This window comes from Pseudomonas ovata (assembly GCF_003131185.1).
GTDB lineage: Bacteria > Pseudomonadota > Gammaproteobacteria > Pseudomonadales > Pseudomonadaceae > Aquipseudomonas > Aquipseudomonas ovata.
This window is the reverse complement of record NZ_QFFU01000031.1, coordinates 42,557-62,701: the sequence shown is the minus strand read 5'-3', so window position 1 is coordinate 62,701 and position 20,145 is coordinate 42,557. Positions and strand designations below refer to the sequence as shown.

At 62.8% G+C, this 20,145-nt stretch carries 15 protein-coding genes and 1 pseudogene; 7 read left to right on the top strand and 9 right to left on the bottom strand.

Going from position 1 to position 20,145, the window contains the following annotated elements:
- The first annotated feature begins 130 nt into the window (after positions 1–130).
- The 3 genes from DGA31_RS26840 to fabB all read left to right on the top strand — a co-directional run bounded on the left by DGA31_RS26840 (position 131) and on the right by fabB (position 4,010).
- A complete protein-coding gene (locus tag DGA31_RS26840) occupies positions 131–2,047 on the top strand; it encodes a response regulator (protein WP_109514560.1) in 1,917 nt (638 codons plus the stop codon).
- Positions 2,048–2,263: 216 nt separating this feature from the next.
- Positions 2,264–2,779 carry a 3-hydroxyacyl-[acyl-carrier-protein] dehydratase FabA gene (gene fabA, locus DGA31_RS26830; RefSeq protein WP_056837253.1) on the top strand — a complete coding sequence of 172 codons (516 nt, stop codon included), beginning with the start codon at positions 2,264–2,266 and terminating at the stop codon, positions 2,777–2,779.
- A gap of 10 nt (positions 2,780–2,789) precedes the next feature.
- Positions 2,790–4,010 carry a beta-ketoacyl-ACP synthase I gene (gene fabB, locus DGA31_RS26825; RefSeq protein WP_056837251.1) on the top strand — a complete coding sequence of 407 codons (1,221 nt, stop codon included), beginning with the start codon at positions 2,790–2,792 and terminating at the stop codon, positions 4,008–4,010.
- 304 nt (positions 4,011–4,314) lie between these two features.
- Here the strand turns inward: fabB and DGA31_RS26820 are convergent, their stop codons facing one another.
- The 5 genes from DGA31_RS26820 to DGA31_RS26800 all read right to left on the bottom strand — a co-directional run bounded on the left by DGA31_RS26820 (position 4,315) and on the right by DGA31_RS26800 (position 9,236).
- Positions 4,315–5,379, bottom strand: coding sequence for a GlxA family transcriptional regulator (locus DGA31_RS26820; protein ID WP_109514559.1), 1,065 nt, complete (start codon positions 5,377–5,379; stop codon positions 4,315–4,317).
- Between the two features lie 106 nt (positions 5,380–5,485).
- A complete protein-coding gene (locus DGA31_RS26815; RefSeq protein WP_109514558.1) occupies positions 5,486–6,337 on the bottom strand; it encodes an ABC transporter permease in 852 nt (283 codons plus the stop codon).
- A complete protein-coding gene (locus DGA31_RS26810) occupies positions 6,334–7,188 on the bottom strand; it encodes an ABC transporter permease (RefSeq protein WP_109514557.1) in 855 nt (284 codons plus the stop codon). The genes DGA31_RS26815 and DGA31_RS26810 overlap by 4 nt, the downstream gene beginning before the upstream one ends.
- Positions 7,185–8,303: a quaternary amine ABC transporter ATP-binding protein gene (locus DGA31_RS26805; protein WP_109514556.1), complete on the bottom strand. Its 1,119-nt coding sequence runs from the start codon at positions 8,301–8,303 to the stop codon at positions 7,185–7,187. Before DGA31_RS26805 ends, DGA31_RS26810 begins: the two co-directional genes overlap by 4 nt.
- A gap of 81 nt (positions 8,304–8,384) precedes the next feature.
- On the bottom strand, positions 8,385–9,236 hold the full coding sequence (locus DGA31_RS26800; RefSeq protein ID WP_109514555.1) for a glycine betaine ABC transporter substrate-binding protein: 852 nt from the start codon (positions 9,234–9,236) through the stop codon (positions 8,385–8,387).
- Between the two features lie 463 nt (positions 9,237–9,699).
- Here DGA31_RS26800 and DGA31_RS26795 point away from each other — a divergent pair, with 463 nt between their 5' ends.
- The 4 genes from DGA31_RS26795 to DGA31_RS26780 all read left to right on the top strand — a co-directional run bounded on the left by DGA31_RS26795 (position 9,700) and on the right by DGA31_RS26780 (position 14,423).
- A complete protein-coding gene (locus DGA31_RS26795) occupies positions 9,700–10,449 on the top strand; it encodes a GntR family transcriptional regulator (RefSeq protein ID WP_109514554.1) in 750 nt (249 codons plus the stop codon).
- A 103-nt stretch (positions 10,450–10,552) separates the two neighbouring features.
- Positions 10,553–12,664 carry a TonB-dependent siderophore receptor gene (locus DGA31_RS26790; RefSeq protein ID WP_109514553.1) on the top strand — a complete coding sequence of 704 codons (2,112 nt, stop codon included), beginning with the start codon at positions 10,553–10,555 and terminating at the stop codon, positions 12,662–12,664.
- Between the two features lie 23 nt (positions 12,665–12,687).
- A complete protein-coding gene (locus DGA31_RS26785) occupies positions 12,688–13,419 on the top strand; it encodes a DUF4198 domain-containing protein (protein ID WP_109514552.1) in 732 nt (243 codons plus the stop codon).
- Between the two features lie 272 nt (positions 13,420–13,691).
- Positions 13,692–14,423 (top strand): DUF4198 domain-containing protein, encoded by a 732-nt coding sequence (locus DGA31_RS26780; RefSeq protein WP_109514551.1) that lies wholly within the window; start codon positions 13,692–13,694, stop codon positions 14,421–14,423.
- Positions 14,424–14,437: 14 nt separating this feature from the next.
- Here DGA31_RS26780 and DGA31_RS26775 read toward each other — a convergent pair whose 3' ends face one another.
- From DGA31_RS26775 to DGA31_RS26760, 4 genes and pseudogenes are all read right to left on the bottom strand, one after another.
- Positions 14,438–14,887 (bottom strand): thiol-disulfide oxidoreductase DCC family protein, encoded by a 450-nt coding sequence (locus DGA31_RS26775; protein ID WP_109514550.1) that lies wholly within the window; start codon positions 14,885–14,887, stop codon positions 14,438–14,440.
- Between the two features lie 57 nt (positions 14,888–14,944).
- Entirely contained in the window at positions 14,945–15,727 is a 783-nt protein-coding gene (locus DGA31_RS26770) for a hypothetical protein (RefSeq protein WP_056837238.1), read from the bottom strand.
- A gap of 207 nt (positions 15,728–15,934) precedes the next feature.
- Positions 15,935–19,026 (bottom strand): annotated as a pseudogene (locus DGA31_RS26765) (efflux RND transporter permease subunit).
- A complete protein-coding gene (locus DGA31_RS26760; protein WP_109514549.1) occupies positions 19,023–20,132 on the bottom strand; it encodes an efflux RND transporter periplasmic adaptor subunit in 1,110 nt (369 codons plus the stop codon). Before DGA31_RS26760 ends, DGA31_RS26765 begins: the two are co-directional and overlap by 4 nt.
- Positions 20,133–20,145 lie beyond the last annotated feature (13 nt).

Genomic DNA, 20,145 nt, shown 5'->3' with positions numbered 1-20,145 from the left:
CCCACGGCATTGGCAATGCGACATTTCGGCCGTTGCAGGCTGTATGCAGAGGAGACTGCCGCGCGCACACCCCCATGGACGCTTCAATCGATTTTCAGGCATGTGTCCGCGTGTCTGCCAGGTACCGGGCATGACCCTGCGCCCCTGGGACATCCATACCCGCACCCAGATCATCAGCCTGGGCCCTGCCCTGTTGCTGACCGTCCTGCTGACCGGCTTCTTTACCTTCGTGCGCCTGCAGGACCTGCGCGAAGAGCTCAACCACACCGGGCAACTGATCGCCAACCAGTTGGCGCCTGCTGCCGAGCGTGGCGTGCTCAACAGTGATGAAGAGTCGCTCAAGGCGTTGATGCGCGCCACCCTGTCGATGCCCAGTGTGCAATACGTCGAGATTCAGGACAGCAGCAACAGCCTGTTGACCTATGTCGAGCAAAGCCCGGAGAACACCCAGCCCAAGCGTCAGCTGGAAATCTTCCAGGCCCCGATCACCGCCTCGCATCCGGCAGCCGGCAATCAGGCCATTCCCCTGTTTGCGGCCAACAGCGAGGGCTATCTGGGCCGCGTGCTGGTCGGCATGTCCAGCGACACCTTCAGCCAGCGCCAGCAGGGCATCCTGCTCAAGGCCGGGTTGCTGGCCCTGGCCGCGCTGTTGTTCACCTTTCTGCTGGCCCGCGGCCTGGCCTTGAGCCTGTCGCGGCCGATCAGCCAGATGGGCGAAGCGCTCAAAGCCATCCAGAAAGGCGATTACCGCACGCCCTTGCCGGTCACCGACGATGCCGACCTGGGCGCCCTGGCCCGGCACATCAACAATCTGGCGGCCAATCTGGAACAGGCCAGCATCGAGCAGCAGCACTCGATGGCGCAATTGATCCAGACCCGCGAGCAGGCCGAACAGGCCAACAAGGCCAAGTCGGACTTTCTGGCCATGATGAGCCACGAGCTGCGCACGCCCATGAACGGTGTCCTGGGCATGCTGCAATTGATGGAAACCACGACCATGACCACCGAGCAGGCCGAATATGCCACGCTGGCCACCGAGTCCACCGAGCACCTGCTCAAGGTCATCAATGACATTCTCGACTTCTCGCGCATTGAGCGCGATGCCCTGCAGATCGAAGGCATTACCTTCAACCTGGCCGAACTGATCCAGGCCTCGACCCACGCCTTCAATCCCATGGCCCAGTTGCGTGGCCTGGACCTGCACCTGCACCTGGCCGACGGCATGGATACTCTGGACGTGATCGGCGACCCGACCCGTATCCGTCAGATTCTGGTCAACCTGATCGGCAATGCGCTGAAGTTCACCGAGGTGGGCGGGGTCAGGATCGAGGCCGGCTGGGTCGCGCTCGATGACGTTCAGGTGCAGTTGATGTGCACCGTGCACGACAGCGGCATCGGCATTCATGTCGATCACCTCGAATCGATGTTCGATGCCTTCCAGCAGGCCGACAGCTCCATTTCACGGCGTTATGGCGGCACCGGACTGGGCCTGCCGATTGCCCGGACCCTGGCCGAGCGCATGGGCGGCACCCTGTCTGCGCACAGCGAAGAAGGAACAGGTTCGGTGTTTACCCTGAACCTGCCGTTGCGACGCGCCGTTCATCACCCGCCGCCCGACATGCCCGCTCCTGGCGACATTGAACAGACCGACAACCCGCGCTGCGTGCTGCTGGTCGAGGACAATCCGGTCAACCGCACGGTGGTCAAGGCCATGCTGCGCAGTCTGGGCCTGGCCGTCGAGGTCGCGGTAGATGGCGCCGAGGCCGTCGACAAGGCGCGTACCGGGCATCATGCCCTGATTCTCATGGACTGCAGGCTGCCGGTCATGGACGGTTATGAGGCCACACGCCGCATTCGCAGGATCGAAGGGCTTGAAGGCGTGCCGATCATTGCGCTGACCGCCAACGCGCTGCAGGGCGACCGTGACGCCTGCCTGCAAGCGGGGATGAACGATTACCTGGCCAAGCCGTTCAAACATGCACAACTGCTGCAGGTTTTGCAGCGCTGGCTGGCCTTTGAGGCATCCGTGACTGGCGATAAATGCTAAATTGCGGCAGTCTTGTCAGCCAGCTCGACCGGTAATGCTGGCTGAGTAACGTATTTCAGTGAACAGGTGTACATTCGTTTTGCCTGCACTGTGACTTTCATGACAACGCAACAGTCTACGACTAGGCTGCCGGACAATGTCCTGGCGAATCAGCCTGCCAGGACTGGCAAGGATCGACAGGTCCATTGCCGCAAGAGAATATTTTGAGGAGCTCGCATGACCAAACAACACGCCTTTACCCGGGAAGACCTGCTGCGCTGCAGTCGAGGCGAGCTGTTCGGCCCAGGAAATGCGCAACTGCCCGCCCCCAATATGCTGATGGTCGACCGTATCACTCACATCAGTGAAGAAGGCGGCAAGTACGGCAAGGGTGAGTTGGTCGCCGAGCTGGATATCAACCCTGACCTGTGGTTTTTCGCCTGCCATTTCGAAGGCGACCCGGTCATGCCGGGCTGCCTGGGCCTGGATGCCATGTGGCAGCTGGTCGGTTTCTATCTGGGCTGGCAGGGTAACCCCGGCCGTGGCCGCGCACTGGGATCGGGCGAAGTGAAGTTCTTCGGCCAGGTGCTGCCGACCGCGAAAAAGGTCACCTACAATATCCATATCAAACGCACCATGCGCGGCAAGCTGGTTCTGGCAATCGCCGACGGCACCGTCAGCGTCGATGGTCGCGAAATCTACAGCGCCGAAGGTCTTCGCGTCGGCCTGTTCACTTCTACTGAAAACTTCTAAGGGTTCCCGCATGCGCCGCGTCGTTATCACGGGTCTGGGCATCGTATCGTGCCTGGGCAATGACAAAGAGACCGTCTCCGCCAACCTGCGTGCTAGCCGCCCTGGCATCCGATTCAACCCGGACTATGCCGAAATGGGTCTGCGCAGCCAGGTTTCCGGCTCCATCGACCTCAACCTCGAAGAACTGATCGACCGCAAGATTTTCCGCTTCGTTGGCCACGCTGCCGCCTACGCCTACCTGGCAATGGCCGATGCCATCAAGGACTCGGGCCTGACCGAAGAGCAGGTGTCCAACCCGCGCACCGGCCTGATCGCCGGCTCCGGCGGCGCCTCGACCCTGAACCAGATGGAAGCGCTGGACATCCTGCGCGAGAAAGGCGTCAAGCGCGTCGGTCCTTACCGCGTGACCCGCACCATGAGCAGCACGGTGTCGGCGTGCCTGGCCACCCCGTTCAAGATCAAGGGCCTGAACTATTCCATCGCCTCGGCCTGCGCCACCAGCGCGCACTGCATCGGCACGGCGCTGGAGCAGATCCAGATGGGCAAGCAGGACATCGTGTTCGCCGGTGGCGGTGAAGAGGAGCACTGGAGCCAGTCGTTCCTGTTCGACGCGATGGGCGCCTTGTCCAGCAAGCGTAACGACACCCCGGAAAAAGCTTCGCGCGCCTACGACAACGACCGTGATGGCTTCGTCATCGCCGGCGGTGGCGGCATGGTGGTGGTCGAGGAGCTGGAGCACGCGCTGGCCCGCGGCGCGAAAATCTACGCCGAGATCGTCGGCTACGGCGCGACCTCCGATGGCTACGACATGGTCGCGCCAAGCGGCGAAGGTGCCATCCGCTGCATGCAGCAGGCGCTGTCCACCGTCGACACCCCGATCGACTACCTGAACACCCACGGCACCTCGACCCCGGTCGGCGACGTCGCGGAAATGAAAGGCGTGCGCGAAGTCTTCGGCGACAAGGCCCCGGCCATCAGCTCGACCAAGAGCCTGTCGGGTCACTCGCTGGGCGCTGCCGGTGTTCACGAAGCGATCTACTGCATGCTGATGATGGAAGGCAACTTCATCGCCGGCTCCGCCAACATCGACGAACTGGACCCGGCCGTGGCCGACCTGCCGATCCTGCGCGAAACCCGCGAGAACGCCAAGATCGACACCGTCATGAGCAACAGCTTCGGCTTCGGCGGCACCAACGCGACCCTGGTACTCAAGCGCTGGCAGGGCAAGTAATTCGTCCTGTTGTTTGCTGAACCACAAAAAGGCCAGTCTCAGACTGGCCTTTTTGCCTTCCACCCTACCTATCGCACGGCTTGCGAACCCTATCGTATGGCTTGGCGCGTAGGAGCGCGCTTGTCCCGCGACCGAGTGCGTAGCGCTCGCAAAATTTGCGAAACGCCACAGACTTACAGATGTGAACACGTTGAAAATCTGCGAAACACCACAATTTTACGACTGCTAACGCAGCCGGTCGCGGTGGTCCGGCATTCCGGCAAGCGCGCTCCTACCCAAAGCGCAATTTTCTGTGAGCCAGGCGTTACGAGGGGCCGCGCAACCGCCCCGGGCGCAGGCCGCTAACGCAACCAAAGCGCACTTCGCGTGATGGCGGGTAGCCGTAGAACGAGGTGTAGCACTTGCTGAAATGGCTGGGCGAGACAAAGCCGCAGGCCACCCCGACCTCGACGATCGGCAGGTCCGAATGCTGCAGCAGGCGCCGGCTTTCGGTAATGCGCAATTCCAGGTAATAACGCACTGGCGTGGTGCCCAACTGTTCCTTGAACAGGCGCTCGATCTGGCGCTTGGAGCGACCGACATAGGCTGATAGCTGATCCTGGTTCAGGGGTTCTTCGATATTGGCGCTCATCAGGTTGATGGCTTCGCGCAACGGCTCGCTCATCTTTTCATGCAGCGACGGTCGTGCCCGGCGGTAGCGCGACTCCTCGAAGGCCAGGATATCGACCACGGCATCCACCAGGCTGCGCCCGTGCAAGGTGTTGATCCACTCCAGGACCAGGGTGAAAGCCCCGGTGGGGCTGGCCGCTGTCAGGCGGTCACGGTCGACCATGTAGCTTTCGCTGGTGACCTGGCTTTCCCGGGCGGTTTCAGCCAGGGCCGCGCGGTGCTCGGGGTGCACGGCGCATTTATAGCCGTCCAGCAGGCCGGCCTGGCCGAGAAACCACGCTCCGCTCCACAGGCCGGCCAGGGCGATGCCCTTCTCGGCAGCCGCTTGCAACAAGTGGGTCAGTGCCGGGGAGGCCCGCAACGGCGTGCGCAGGCCGGCGCAGACCACAAACAGGTCCAGGTCCTGCAAATGGCGCGGTTCCAGCGCCGAGTTGGGGCAGATCACCAGCCCCAGGTCGCTGGTGACCGACTCGCCATCCAGGCTGAAGGTGCGGGTGGCAAACACCCCGGCCCGAATCAGGTTGGCGGTCACCAGGGGGTCGAGGGCCTGGGTAAAGGCCGGCAAGGAAAAATGCTCGAGCAGCAGAAAGCCGACCCGGGCCTGGCGCGGCGCGTCACCCTTCTCGCCCACGTATCGGAGGTTCTGCCCTTGCATGCCTCCACTGAACTGTCTTCTCTCGACCAAGCGCGGCCTCTGCATTGCTTATTGTTGTTCAAATAGAAAACCGGACCGCTGAACACGCGGCCCGGTCACCCGGCATTCTTGTTGGCAATACGCTGCGGGGCATCATACCCCGCAGGATCGGTCAGCGCGCCTTGATAGTCGTACCTCGCTGCAAGGCGCCACGCGACAATCGATCAAGCAGCAAGGCCACCGCCACGATGGCCAGGCCCGCGCGCAGGCCAAGGCCCATTTCCATGCGGGTCAGGCCGCGGGTCACTTCCGCGCCCAGACCGCCCGCCCCCACCAGCCCGGCCAGCACCACCATGGCCAGCGACAACAGGATGCACTGGTTGAGCCCCACCAGCAGGGTCGGTGTGGCCGCCGGAATCTCGATCTTGAACAGGATCGCTCGTGGTGGCGCGCCCATGGCCTGCCCCAGTTCCAGCAGGTCCTTGGGGATCTGTTTGAAGGCCAGGGTGGTCAGGCGCATCATCGGCGGAATGCCATAGACGATGGTGGCGATAATGGCTGGCACCTTGCCCAGACTGAAGATCATCACGGCCGGAATCAGATAGACCCACGGCGGCACGGTCTGCATGACATTGAGCAGCGGCCCGACCGCCGCGTCCATGCGCTTATAGCGTGCAGCCAGGATGCCCAGCGGGAAAGCGATGGCCACCGAGATCAGCACCGACACTGTCACCAGCGCAATGGTCTGCATCGACGCCGACCACAATCCCGAGATCAGGCAGAACCCCAGCATGAAGGCCGACACCAGCGCGGCGCGCAGGTTGATGAAAAAGTACGCCAGCAGCACCACCATGCCTATCAGCAACCAGGCCGGCAGCGCCAGCAACGCCGCTTCGCAGCCGCCGAGAATGAATTCGATCACCCGACTGATGGCCGCGAACACCGGGTGCAGGTGAGTGTTGAGCCAATCGACTGCCGGGGCCAGGTAATGACCCGGCGAGAACTTCAGGTCAGCGAGACTCATGACCGGCCTCCTTTTTCGCTGTGGCGGGTCAGGCTCTGCGCCAGACGGTCGAGAATCAGCGTAAGCACCACGATGGCGATTGACGCATCAATGGAGCGGGCGATGTCCAGGGTCCGGATCGCCCCGTAGATTGCCTCGCCCAGCCCGCCGGAACCGACAATGCCGGCAATCACGACCATGCCGAAGGCCATCATCAGGCTCTGGTTGACGCCGGCCATGATGCTGGGCAGCGCAAACGGCAGGCGGATCTTGAAGAACAGTTGCACCCCGGTGGTGCCGCTGGACTCACCCAGCTCGATAAAGGGTCTGGGCGTCATGCGGATGCCCAGCGAAGTCAGCCTGAGCACCGGCGGCACGGCAACGATAAAGGTCGCCACCAGGGCGGTGCCCGAGCCGTAGCCGAGCAACGCAATGGCCGGCAGCAGGTAAATGTAGGGCGGCAAGGTCTGCAGCAGGTCCAGCACCGGCTCGGTGACCCGGTCCAGCGCCGGCATCAGGCCAGCCGCCACGCCCGCCGGCACACCGACCAGCAGCGCCAGGCTGGTGGCGGTCAGGACCAGCGCCAGGGTGCTCATGGTTTCATTCCACAAGCCCATGAACTCACAGCACGTCAACGCCAGAACAGCCCCGACGGCAAATTTCCAGCTGGCCGTCATGCGCCAGGCCAGTGCGCCGATCAACAGCGCAACGACATAGAAAGGCGCCACCGCCAGCAGCCAGTACACCGACTGGTAAATGACCTTGAGCCCGTCATTGAGCGCATCGAAGGCCGTCGACCAGTGCTCGGCCACCCACTCCAGGGCCGCATCAATGCGCGCGTCGAACGCAGACGCAAAATCGACAGGGTTCATGGCGTGGACTCCAGCACCGTGCCCGGTGCATCGGCCTGGTGAGCATTGGGCGTGCCTTGCACCCCACGCAACAGGTCGCGCTGAGTAATCACCCCCAGCACAACCCCGTTCTGCTGCACCGCCAGCGCCTCATGGCCGGAGCCGATCATCTGATTGATCAGCGCATCCAGGTCGGCTTCGGCACTGGCCACCGGCAAGGTGCCGATGTCCACCGTCGGGTGCGCGGCGCGCCAGGCTTGCACAGGGGTCATCACCGACTCGGCCTTGACCAGGTGCAGGCGCGAAATACCCGCCACAAAATCGGCCACGTAATCATCAGCCGGATTGAGGATGATTTCCTCGGCGGTGCCTTCCTGAATGATCATGCCGTCTTTCATGATCGCGATGCGGTCACCGATGCGGATCGCCTCTTCAAGGTCATGGGTAATAAAGACAGCGGACTTGCCCAGCGACTTGGTCAGCTCGCGGAACTCGTCCTGCAACTGGCGACGGATCAGCGGGTCCAGGGCGCTGAAAGGTTCGTCCATGAGGATCACCTCGGGGTCGGAGGTGATCGCCCGGGCCAGGCCGACGCGCTGCTGCATGCCGCCCGACAGCTCGGACGGAAAGCGCTGCAGCCAGTCGGTCAGGCCAACCTTGGCCAGTGCCTGCTCAGCCACCTTGTGCCGTTCGGCCTTGGCGACACCACGCACCTCCAGGCCGAACGCGGCGTTTTCCAGCACCGTGCGATGCGCCAGCAAGGCCACGCTCTGGAACACCATGCCGATGTGCCGGGCACGGATGTCGCGCAGCTCGGCGCCACTGAGCCTGGCCAGGTCCTTGCCCTTGACCAGAATCTGTCCGGCGGTGGGTGCGATCAGCTTGTTGAGCATGCGAATCAGGGTGGACTTGCCGCTGCCGGACAAGCCCATGATGCAGAAGATCTCGCCACGGCGCAGTTGCATGTTCACATCGGACACACCCACGACGCAGCCAAAGTCCTGCAGGATCTGTTGCTTGCTCAAGCCCCGATCGATATAAGCCTGCATGGCCGCATCGGCATTTTCACCAAATACTTTCCATACCGACTGACAGCTGACCAACAATTCATCAGTGTCATTTTTTACTGTTTTCATGTCACACCCGTCGAACCAGAAGCTTCTGGTCTATTTATTGATAGCGAGTTCGGCAGAGGCAGGTAAGGCGCAGCGCGCAAGTCAGTACTTCTTGATGTTTTCCCAACGCTTGATCAGGTCGGCATTCTTGTCGGTCCAGTCCTTGACGGCCTGGTCCATGGTCTTGCCGTCCTTGACTTCACCGTTGATCGAGGTGATCACCGGCAGCGGCACATAGATGCCGGCCAGGGTTTCACGCGCCTGCGGGTTCTCGGCCGAGAAGCCCTTGCGACCGATCCAGTAGTAGCTTTGCGGTGGCGCGAAGATACCCTTGGGATCCTTGAGGAATTTGAGCTCGTATTTCTGCGCCATCCAGGACGGTTCCCAGACGGTTACGGCCACCCATTCCTTGCGATCGACCGCCGACTTGAGCGCAGCGCTCATCGCCGCGCTGCTGCCTTCAACCAGGTTCAGCTTGATGCCGTAGTCCTTGACCGCCTGGCTGGCTTCGTTCATCAGGCCAGAGCCCGGCTCGATGCCCACGATGCGGTTATTGAACTTCTCGGCGTTGTCGTTGAGCTGTTCCAGAGAATCAACGGGCACATACTGTGGAACAGCCACGCCCTGGTACAGGCCATGGGAAACCGGTGAGATTTTTTCCAGGCGGTTCTTGTTCTTGTTCCAGTAGTCCTGGGCAACGTAGTCGATCTGCGACGCCAGGATCTGGATGTCGCCCTTGCTCAAGGCCGCGTAGGCAATGCCCCACTCCGAAAAGGTCGTGACCTTGACGGTGTATCCGGAGTCTTCGAGCACCTTCTTGGTAATGCCGGTGATCGGGGTCACGTCCTCGTACGAGATGGTACCCATGTTGATGGTTTTTTCTTCAGCCTGAACCGGTGCTGCCGTCACGCCGACGATGGTCATTGCACAAAGCGCTTGCCATAAACGTTTCATGGTGGATCCCCTGATAGACATCTGTTGTCTGGACTTTTTTGCAGCAAGTCCTGTTGTTGAATCGGCCGCCTCGAAAGAGGTCGCCGTCTGCTCTTGTTGTATTGGAATCAGGTGCCAGCAGGCGGGTGGCCCGTGGCCGATGAATCGAGACTCGCATGCGCTCGAAGACCGGTCAATGGAAATGTATTCTTTGTGTATACCAATAAAATTCAATATAAATACAAAATAGAATAATTTAATTCTTTTATTTCAATAACTTACATAACGAATAAGTGCGCACATGTTGTCGCAAACAGACATGGGGTGGGTCGTTTTTATCAGGTGCCAAAACCGTTTTTGCCGATTTCAGGTCTTGTATCCAAGACGTGGCTTGCGCACTCAGGGGCGGTGGGGCACAAATACCTGTAGACAGGATGTCCGGCACATCCCACTATTTCGTTATACACAATGTAGACAAGAGCTCATGACCCGCATAAAGACTGCCTTGAAACCGAAGGCGCAGCCCGAGATGGAACACTCTGCTACCGATGCCTCACTGGACCGCAAGGCGGTATTGGGTGACACCCTGCGCCGGCGCATCCTGAGCATGGAACTGGCCCCCGGTGCGGTTGTCGACGAGTTGGCCCTGTGTGACGAATTCGGCCTGTCACGCCCACCGGTGCGTGAGCTGCTGCGCCAGGTCGCGGCCGAAGGTTATATCGAGCTTGAAGCCAACCGCGCTCCGCGCGTGGCCTCGATGAGCCATGAGTCGCTGCACAGCTTTTTCCTGTCGGCCCCGCTGATCTACATCGCCACCACGCAGTTGGCGGCCCTGCACGCCAGCGCGGCGGAAATCGAAGGGCTCAAGGCCATTCAGCGCAACTTTCGCCAGGCCCTGGTCGATCGCGATGTCGAGAAGCGCATCATCTACAACGATCAGTTCCATCTGGAAATCGGCAAGATGGCGCACAACGATTACCTCATGCCCAGCCTGCGCCGGCTGCTGATCGACCATGCCCGCCTGGGCAAGACGTTCTACCGCCACCCCACCACCGGCGACATGCAACGCGACCTGGAACTGGCCTGTGACCAGCACGACCAGATGATCGAAGCCATCGAGCGCCGCGACCCTGACGCCGCTGCCGAAATCGTCCGCGCGCATTTCGAGCTGTCACGCCGGCGCATGGCCGAATACGCCGCCCCCGTCGGGGTCGAGGTGGCCTTGGTGTACTGAGCGTACACGGACCGGAGCGCGCTTTCCGTGTGTGCGCATGCAGATAGCAACAATTCCCGATAGTGATGTTATATTGTAACCATCACTATCAGGATCACCTCCCATGTCGTCCCGCAAAATCGCATCCCTGGCCGGTTTCGCCCTGAGCGTCCTTGGCGCACCGCTTTATGCCGCCGATCCGGCCGCCCCTATCGAACTCGATACCGTGACCGTCACCGCCGATCAGGATTTCGAGACCGCCAGCAGCCCGGTACGCGGCTATAGGGCGACCCGTTCGGCCACCGCGACCAAGACCGACACGGCGATCAAGGACATCCCGCAGTCGATCAGCGTGGTCCCGGCGTCGGTGCTCAAGGACCTGGGCACCAGCCAGGTGGAACGTGCGCTTGATTACGCCGGCGGGGTGTCGAAGCAGAACAATTTCGGCGGCCTGACGCTGTACGAATACAGCATTCGCGGCTTTACCACCTCGGAGTTCTACAAGGACGGCTTCAGCGCCAACCGCGGCTACCCGGCCACCCCGGATGCGGCCAACGTCGAGCGCATCGAAGTGCTCAAGGGGCCGGCCGCCAGCCTGTACGGTCGCGGTGATCCGGGCGGTACGGTCAATATCGTCACCAAGCAGCCGCAGCCTGAAGCCTTTACCACGCTGCAGACCAGCGCCGGCAGCTGGGATCGCTACCGCACCGCCCTGGACGTCAACACGCCGCTGGATGCCGACGGCAAAGTGCTTTCGCGGGTCAACCTGGCGGTGGAAGACAACCACAGCTTTCGTGATCACGTCGAAAGCCACCGGGTCTTTGTGGCGCCGTCGCTGCGCTGGGAAATGTCCCCGGACACCACCTTGCTGGTGCAGACCGAGTTCGTGCGCCACGATTCGATTTTCGACCGCGGCATCGTCGCCCCCAACAACCGCCTGGGCAGCGTCTCGCGCTCGACCTTCCTGGGCGAGCCCGACGACAAGATCGACAACGACAACAACCTGATCCAGGCCGCGCTGGACCACAAATTCAACGACACCTGGTCACTGCGCCTGGCCAGCCATTACAAGCAGGGCGAGCTGTCCGGTTTTGCCAGCGAGTCCCGCCCGCTCAATGCCGACGGCCGCACCGTCAACCGCCGCTACCGCGAGCGCGACACGAACTGGCATGACAGCATCACCCAACTGGAGCTGCGTGGTTTCTTCGACACCGCAGGCCTGCAACATGAAGTGCTGATCGGCACCGAGTACGAGAACTACCGCAAGAACGAGCGCGTCACGACCCTTGCCGGCAGCGCCTATGCCATTGATATCTATAACCCGGTGTACGGCCAGGCCAAGCCAGCCGGCGCCCGTTCGGGCACCGACTTTTTCGAGCACGTCGAGAGTCGGGCGCTGAACCTGCAGGACCAGATCATCTTCACCGACAAGCTGCGCGGCATGATCGGCGCACGCTACGAGCACTTCGACCAGCAGATCGATAACTACGCCGGCAACAGCCGCCAGACCCAGCGCCATGACGCCTTTACCCAGCGCGCCGGCCTTCTTTACCAGCTCACCGATCAGGTGGGCCTGTTCGCCAACGCCTCGACGTCGTTCAAGCCCAATAACGGGCTGGATGCGGCCGGCAAAGGCTTCGACCCTGAAGAAGGCATCGGCTATGAAGCCGGCATCAAGGCCGAGCTGTTCGATGAACGCCTGAGCGCCACGTTGGCGGCCTTCCATATCGAGAAGGAAAACGTCCTGGCCCTGGACCCGGGCACCGACACCAGCCGCGCCATCGGCGAAGCCCGCAGCCAGGGTCTGGACCTGCAAGTGAGCGGCCAACTGAGCGACGCCTTTCGGGTGATCGGTGCCCTGGCGTACATCGACGCCGAAGTGACCAAGGGCGACCGCACCATCCCCACAGGCAGCCGTATCCTGGGCGTGGCCAGGCGCAGTGGTAGCGTGCTGGGCGTGTATGAATTCCAGGAAGGCCGGCTGCGCGGATCGGACGTGGGCGCGGCCTTCACCTATGTCGGCGACCGCTCCGGCGAGGCAGGCACCGGTTTTGAATTGCCGGCCTACCACACCGTCGACCTGCTGGCCCATTACAAGGCCACCGACAACGTCACGGTGGGCCTGAATCTAAATAATATCCTTGATGAGAAGTATTACGATCGATCCTACAGCAATTACTGGATTGCACCCGGCGAACCTCGTAACTTCACCGTCAGCCTCACCCTGAACCTCTGAAACACAACAATAAAGGATCCAACATGCGCATTACCCCTACTCTGCTGAGCCTCAGCATCATCGGCGCGGCCCTGCTGGCCGGCCAGGCCAGCGCCCACGGCCTGTGGACCGAGCAACGTCGTGGCAACATCGAAGTGGTCTACGGCCACGGCCCCGAAGACAACGCCTTCAAGGCGCAGAAAGTCAGCGGCGCCTGGGGCTACGACGCGGCCGGCAAGTCGATACCGGTCACCGTCGAGCGCCTGGACGACCATGCGCGCCTCAAGCCGATCAAGCCGGTAGCCGTGATGGCCGTGGCGCTGGACAACGGCATGTGGACACGCAACACCGACAAGAAGTGGATCAATGAGGGCCGCAGCAAGGTGCCGGGCGGCACCGAGTCGATCCACACCTTCAAGTACAGCCTGGCGATCTACGAGCACGAAGCCAAACTGCCGGCGCTGGACAAACTGAAGATGGTCATCGTGCCGCAGGTCGACCCGCTCGAAGTCGGGCCGGGCAAGCCGCTGCCGGTGCAAGTGCTGATCGACGGCAAGCCGGCCGCCGGCATCAAGCTGTTCGGCGACTACCGCAGCGAGCCGGACAAGGTCAGCGCCGAGACCGATGCCGAAGGTCGCGCCACGGTGGTGGTGCGTAACGAAGGCCTGAACATCATCGCCGCCGAAGTCACCCTGCCGGTCAAGGACAACGCCGACATCGAAGCACGCGGGCTGTTTACCTCCCTGACCTTCGTGGGTGCCGAACACCACGACTGACTTGGTGCCCGGTAGGAGCGCGCTTGCCCGCGACCGGCTGCGTTAGCAGTCGTAAATTTTCAGCGTTTCCGAGATTTTGCGAGCGCTACGCACTCGGTCGCGGGCAAGCGCGCGCCTACATACCCTGTATAAAACTGTTACAACCCCGACAAAAGAAAGGTTGTGCCATCATCCGCACATCAGGATAAATGAGAGGCATTATCAGTAGCGTTTGCAAGCCGGATCACAAGCGCTCTGAACCGCCCTTCTCCTCTGATCTACAAGGATCGACCATGCGCATCAATCCCTCCTTCCTGGCCTTGAGCCTGCTCGCTACCACGTTGTTCGCCACCCAGGCCAGTGCCCATGGCCTGTGGACCGAGCAGCGGCGTGGCCATATCGAAGTGGTGTTCGGCGAAGGTGCCGAAGACACCGCCTACAAGCCGGAAAAGGTCACCGGCGGCTGGGCCTGGGATCAGGCCGGCAAGCCGATTGAGGTCAGCATCGAGCGCCTGGCCGACCACGCCCGCCTCAAGCCTGCCAGCCCTGCCGCAGCGGTGGCTGCCGAACTGGACCTGGGCATCTGGACCCGCAACCCGGAAAACAAGTGGCTCAACGAACCACGCAGCAAGGTCACCGGTGGCGGCGAGTCGATCCAGACCCGCAAGTACAGCCTGGCCATCTATGAACATGGCGTGAAGCTGCCGGCGCTGGATCACCTGAAGCTGGTCATCGTGCCGCAGGCCGACCCGCTGGAAGTCGGCGTCGGCAAGGCCCTGCCTGTGCAAGTGCTGCTCGACGGCAAGCCGGCCGCCGGCATCAAGCTGATGGGCGATTACCGCAGCGCACCGGAAGACGTCAGCACCGAGACCGACGCCGACGGCCGCGCCACCGTGGTGGTGCGCAATGAAGGCCTGAACGTGATCGCCGCGCAGACCAGCGTGCCGGTCAAGGGCAACGCCGACTACACCAAGCGTGGCCTGTTCACCTCGCTGACCTTCGTCGGTGCCGAACATCACGATTGATGGCGGTGGAAACGCTATCGGGCCTTGAGAAAGCGTTGCTCATGGTCCGGTGTCGGCAACAGGCACTGGTCGTAGCGACCGAAAATCCGGTAGCGATTGAACGCCACGCGGTCGTAGCACCAGTCCCGCACGGCCCGTGGAAAGACCCGCAGCAGGCCCAGCCAGGGCCAGGCCGCAGGAAGCTGGTGGACCACTTCGAGAAACGCGTCCGAGCGTACCCAGTAGTGCCGGTCGCGAATCACCGCCATCGTATCGAAGCGGTCCATCGGCAAGCCGGCCCAGGCCAGCAGCGCCTGGCCTTCGGGGGATTGCACAGTGGCCAGGCGGATGCGCCGGTGGCGGTCATGACGAATCAGGAATTTCGCCCAGCCGTTGCACAATTTGCACACCCCGTCGAACAGCACCACGGTTTCGCCGGGTGCCAGCAGCGGTGCGGGGTCGGGTCGTCGCAGTGAAGTCGACATATTGCAGCTCCTGAAAAAAGTTCTGGCCGGCCTCTCAGGCCCCCGTCAGGGCGTGGTCTATTCGGTATAGCGTAGCCACAGGTGGCAGCAACCGATAATGGCCCCGGCAAACGCCGCCAGGCGCGCCGGACGCTGGGCTTCGTCGGTGTTGTACAACGCACACAGGTCTTCGGCCAGCGCCTGGGCCACGGCCGGACTGGCCGGCTCTGCACGCACAAAGCCAAGGTAGGATGCCCCCACCCCCAACAGCGCATACCCGTGCTGAAGAAAAAACCGCTGCGCCACCGCATGGTTATGCGCAGGCCCAAGATCCGGTTCGAAATAACCGTTGGGAAAAGCCGCCAGCGCCTGGCTGGCGTGTTCGACTGGCACCACCAGGGCTAACAGCGGTTGGTCCAGCAACGACAAGGGCTGCGCCTGATAGTCGATCCATTCCTGCAAGGACTCGTCACTGAGGGTCAGGCCGAACGCGCAGGCATCGGCAAACGACACGTCGGCTACCAAGGCCATGAAGTTGCGCAGGCAGATGGGGAATTCAGCCTTGGTGGTCAGGTAGCCGATGTGCTCACCCTTTTCGAAGCACTCGGCCGGCAGCCCCACCAGGTCTTGTGGCTTCACCTCGTCCAGGTACAGGTTATTGCGCACATGGCCCGAGGTGTAGCGCGCCTGGCCGGGGTCGTCGAGCGACAGCAAAATATGATGCCCGGGGTGCTCGGCGCCCAGCTTGCGCCAAGCGTCGAGCAGTTCATCGAAGCGTTCGATCGCGCTCAGGCGGTACTCGTCGCAAATACCCTCGGCGGGGTTGCCTGAAGTGTTGTTACCGCAGAATCGAATGTCCATTGATTGTCATTGCTCCACTTCCTGAGGACCGGACAGATGCGCCCGACTGAAAACACCCCCCGTGTAGGAGCGCGCTTGCCCGCGACCGAGTGCGTTAGCAGTCGTAAAATTTCAGCGTTTCACAAATTTTTCGGTCATTCGCTGCAGATTTTCGGCGATTTGGAGATTTTGCGAGCGCTACGCACTCGGTCGCGGGCAAGCGCGCTCCTACAGATGTCCTGTGTTTGCAGGGGGCTGCGTGCCCTGCGGCGGTCGGATCCGGAACCAGATCGCATACATCGCCGGCAGGAACACCAGGGTCAATACCGTACCGGCCAGAGTGCCGCCGATCAAGGTGTAGGCCAGTGTGCCCCAGAATACCGAGTGCGTCAGCGGGATAAAGGCCAGGATCGCCGCCAGCGCCGTGAGGATCACCGGGCGGGCACGCTGCACCGTGGCCTCGACCACCGCATCGAAGGGCGCCAGACCGGCCTGTTCGTTCTGGTGAATCTGACCGATCAGGATCAGCGTGTTGCGCATCAGGATGCCCGACAGCGCAATCAGCCCCACCAGCGCATTGATGCCGAACGGTTGCTGGAACAGCAACAGGGTCGGCACCACACCGATCAGCCCCAGCGGGCTGGTCAGGAACACCATGATCATCGCCGACATCGAGCGCACCTGCAGGATCAGGATGATCAGGGTCAGCGCCAGCATGATCGGGAACAGCGGCAGCATCGCCGCCATCGCCTTGCCCGACTCCTCGATGGCACCGGCCTCGACGATGCGATAACCGGCTGGCAGGTGGTCGATGATCGGCTGCAACTGGCCGGTGATGGCCTTGGACACATCCGGTGGCTGCAGGCCTTCGGCAATATCGCCACGCACGGTCATGGTCGGCACCCGGTCGCGCCGGCGCATGATCGGCTCTTCCATGCGCACATCAACCTCGCCGATCTGCGCCAGCGCAATGCGCTGGCCGTTGCTGCCGGCCAGAGTGAAGTCCATGATCCTGGCCGGGTCAAAACGCCCCTCGCCCGTGGAGCGGGCCATCACTTGCACGGTGCGGATGTCTTCGCGCACGGCGGTGATCGGCACACCGTTGAGCAAGAACTGCAACTGCTGCGCGACGCTGCTGGAACTGAGCCCCACGGCCTGCAAGCGGTCCTGCTGCAAGGTGAAATGCAAGGTCGGCACGCGACTGCCCCAGTCGCTGTTGACCGTGCGCATCATCGGGCTGGCGTCCATGATCTTCTGCACCGAAGCGGCGATTTCACGCAGCCGGTCCGGGTCAGGGCCGCTGACCCGGTAGGCCACCGGGAACGGCGAATAAGGGCCGAACACCAGTTGGGTCACTCGCACCTGCGCCTCACCGGCCAGGCCATCGGCGATGGCCCTGCGCAAACGGTGCTTCAAGGCTTCGCGCTCGTGCTCGTTGCCAGTACGCACCACGATCTTGGCAAACGAGGGGTCGGGCAATTCGGGTCCCATGGCCATGTAGAAACGCGGCGCCCCCTGGCCGATGTAGGCCGTGACGATCTGCGCCTCCGCTTGCGTGGCCAGCCAGGCTTCGACGGCGCTTGAGGCGGCGCTGGTCTGTGCGATCGAGGTGCCATAGGGCATCTGCACCTCGACCAGCACCTCGGGGCGATCAGAGATGGGAAAGAACTGCTTCTTGACCATGCCCATGCCCAGCACAGCGGCCACGAACAGCCCCACGACCGCCGCCGCGACCCACCCCTTGAGGGCAATCACACGGCCCAGCACGCGCCGAAAACGATTGAAGCGCGGCGTGTCATACAGGGCCTGGTGGCCGCCTTCGACCGGCTTGAGGTCCGGCAGCATGCGCACGCCCAGGTACGGCGTGAACAGCACCGCCACCAGCCACGAAGCGATCAGGGCAATGCCCACGATCCAGAACATGTTGCTGGTGTACTCACCGGCCGTAGAGCGGGCAAAGCCGTTGGGCATGAAGCCCACCGCCGTCACCAGGGTGCCCGACAGCATCGGCGCGGCCGTGTGGCTCCAGGCATAGGCCGAGGCCTTGATACGGCTGTAGCCCTCCTCCATCTTCACCACCATCATCTCGATGGCAATGATGGCATCGTCCACCAGCAGGCCCAGTGCCAGGATCAGCGAACCCAGCGTGATGCGGTCGAAATTCTTGCCGGTGGCCGCCATCACCACAAAGACCAGCGCCAGGGTCAGGGGCACGGCAGCGGCGACCACGACCCCGACGCGCCAGCCCATGCTGATGAAGCACACCAGCATGACCACCAGCAGCGCGACAAAGAACTTGACCATGAACTCGCCGACCGCCGAGTCGATATTGACTGCCTGGTCGGTGACCTTGGTCAGGCTCAGGCCCAGCGGCAGCGCTGCGTTGATCGCGCCCACTTCATGGTCCAGCGCCTGGCCCAGGTCCAGGCCGTTCCAGCCGTCGCGCATGACGATGCCCAGCAGCAGGGCCGGCTCGCCGCCGTTGCGGATCATGAACGTCGCCGGGTCTTCATAGCCGCGCTTGACGCTGGCAACATCCGAAAGCTTTAGCGTGCGGCCCTGGGCCACGATGGGCGTGTCACCGATCTTCTGCAGTTGATCGAACGCTCCGTCCAGGCGAATGAACACCTGCGGCCCACGGGTTTCCACGGAACCGGCGGCCGTCAGGGCATTCTGGTCATTGAGCGCGGCAAACACTTCTTGCGGGCCGATGCCGAGCGTGGCCAGGCGCTCATGGGAAAACTCGATGAAGATGCGCTCGGGCTGCTCGCCGACAATGTTGACCTTCTTGACCCCCGGCACGTGCAGCAATTGCTGACGCAGCCGCTCGGCATCGCGCACCAGCAGGCGCTGGGCCTCACCCTTGGCCTTGAGCGCGAACAGCGCGAAGGTGACGTCGGCGTACTCATCGTTGACCATCGGCCCGATCACGCCTTGCGGCAGGTTCGCCGCTTCGTCACTGATCTTTTTGCGCGCCTGGTAAAACTCATCCGGCACCTCGGCCGGCGGCGTGCTGTCGAGCAAGGTCAGGGTGGTGAACGCCAGGCCCGGCCGGGTGTAAGTCTCGGCCCGCTCATACCAGCGCAGCTCCTGCAGGCGCTTTTCCAATTTTTCGGCAACCTGGTCCTGCATCTCCTCGGCTGTCGCACCGGGCCAGGCGGTGATGACCGTCATCACCTTGACGGTGAAGGCCGGGTCCTCGGCCCGCCCAGCTTGAAGAACGCGAGCAGCCCGGCCAGGGAGATCAGCAGGATAAAAAACAGCGTGATCGAGCGCTCCCGCACCGCCAGCGCCGACAGGTTGAACCGTCCCTCGCTCATGGCTGCGCTCCGGCCACGGTCGTGGCTTGCACAGGTGCCGCCACCCGCACCGACTGCCCCTCGCGCAGCAGGTGCGCCCCCAGCGCAACAATGCGCTCACCCGGCTTGAGCGCACCGGTCACCCGCGCGCCTTCATCGTCGAGGTGCGCCACCGTGACCGGCTGCCAGCGAACCGTGGCCGGCTCGCCCTGGATAACCCACACCCCCGGCCCTTTGCCGGCGTCGTGCAGTGCGCCGATCGGCACCTGCGACCCCGGCTCGGCGGCCGCTGCCGGAATGTTTACGGTGATGGTGGTGCCCAGCGGCGCGTCGGCCAGCTCACCTTCCAGGACATAACGCGCTTCAAAGGTACGGGTCTGGCGCTCGGCAACGTCCGACAATTGCCGCAGTCGAGTCGTCACGCTGACGCCCGGTTTACCGAACAATACGGCCTGGGCACTGGAGCCGAGCGCCGGGCGCAGGGTTTCCGGCAGCTGGATCACCGCTTCACGGGGACCGGCATGGGCCACGCGGACCACCACCTGCCCGGCACTGACCACCTGCCCAGGTTCGACCGGCGTGTCCATGACCACGCCGTCGGCATCGGCCAGCAACTGGGCGTAACCGGTGGCATTGAAGGCCACCTGGGCCTGCGCCTGGGCGGCGCTGAGGTCAGCCTTGGCCGCATCGGCCGCAGCCCTTGCCTGATCGTAGGTGGACGCCGACACCGCACCGCTGCTGCGCAAGGTGCGGTAGCGAAGTTCATCGTCTGTGGTTTGCCGCGCCCGCGCCTGCGCGGCCGTGACCGCCTGGCGTTGTGCCTGGGCGGCCAGTTGCAGGTCCGAAGGGTCGATGCGCATCAACACCTGGCCGCGCTGCACCCGCTGCCCGGTATCGACCCGTCGCTCCAGCACCTTGCCGGCCACCCGAAAGCCCAGGTCACTCTGCACCCGCGCCGCGACGATACCGGTAAAGGCACGCGGTGCCGACGTGGCCGGCTCGACCGTCACGACCCGCACCAGCGGTGCATCAGTGCGCGCATCCGGCGGGGTCTGCTCGCTGCAGCCGACCAGCACCAGCGGCAAGACGCCGAGAACAAACAGTGAAAACAAGCGACGCCCGGCCATGATCGGTCCTGCC

What these genes read in the sequence shown, in the direction of transcription:
- DGA31_RS26840 (WP_109514560.1), top strand. Translation starts at nt 131, where the DNA reads ATGACCCTGCGCCCCTGGGACATCCATACCCGCACCCAGATCATCAGC.
- fabA (WP_056837253.1), top strand. Translation starts at nt 2,264, where the DNA reads ATGACCAAACAACACGCCTTTACCCGGGAAGACCTGCTGCGCTGCAGT.
- fabB (WP_056837251.1), top strand. Translation starts at nt 2,790, where the DNA reads ATGCGCCGCGTCGTTATCACGGGTCTGGGCATCGTATCGTGCCTGGGC.
- DGA31_RS26820 (WP_109514559.1), bottom strand. Translation starts at nt 5,379, where the DNA reads ATGCAGAGGCCGCGCTTGGTCGAGAGAAGACAGTTCAGTGGAGGCATG.
- DGA31_RS26815 (WP_109514558.1), bottom strand. Translation starts at nt 6,337, where the DNA reads ATGAGTCTCGCTGACCTGAAGTTCTCGCCGGGTCATTACCTGGCCCCG.
- DGA31_RS26810 (WP_109514557.1), bottom strand. Translation starts at nt 7,188, where the DNA reads ATGAACCCTGTCGATTTTGCGTCTGCGTTCGACGCGCGCATTGATGCG.
- DGA31_RS26805 (WP_109514556.1), bottom strand. Translation starts at nt 8,303, where the DNA reads ATGAAAACAGTAAAAAATGACACTGATGAATTGTTGGTCAGCTGTCAG.
- DGA31_RS26800 (WP_109514555.1), bottom strand. Translation starts at nt 9,236, where the DNA reads ATGAAACGTTTATGGCAAGCGCTTTGTGCAATGACCATCGTCGGCGTG.
- DGA31_RS26795 (WP_109514554.1), top strand. Translation starts at nt 9,700, where the DNA reads ATGACCCGCATAAAGACTGCCTTGAAACCGAAGGCGCAGCCCGAGATG.
- DGA31_RS26790 (WP_109514553.1), top strand. Translation starts at nt 10,553, where the DNA reads ATGTCGTCCCGCAAAATCGCATCCCTGGCCGGTTTCGCCCTGAGCGTC.
- DGA31_RS26785 (WP_109514552.1), top strand. Translation starts at nt 12,688, where the DNA reads ATGCGCATTACCCCTACTCTGCTGAGCCTCAGCATCATCGGCGCGGCC.
- DGA31_RS26780 (WP_109514551.1), top strand. Translation starts at nt 13,692, where the DNA reads ATGCGCATCAATCCCTCCTTCCTGGCCTTGAGCCTGCTCGCTACCACG.
- DGA31_RS26775 (WP_109514550.1), bottom strand. Translation starts at nt 14,887, where the DNA reads ATGTCGACTTCACTGCGACGACCCGACCCCGCACCGCTGCTGGCACCC.
- DGA31_RS26770 (WP_056837238.1), bottom strand. Translation starts at nt 15,727, where the DNA reads ATGGACATTCGATTCTGCGGTAACAACACTTCAGGCAACCCCGCCGAG.
- DGA31_RS26760 (WP_109514549.1), bottom strand. Translation starts at nt 20,132, where the DNA reads ATGGCCGGGCGTCGCTTGTTTTCACTGTTTGTTCTCGGCGTCTTGCCG.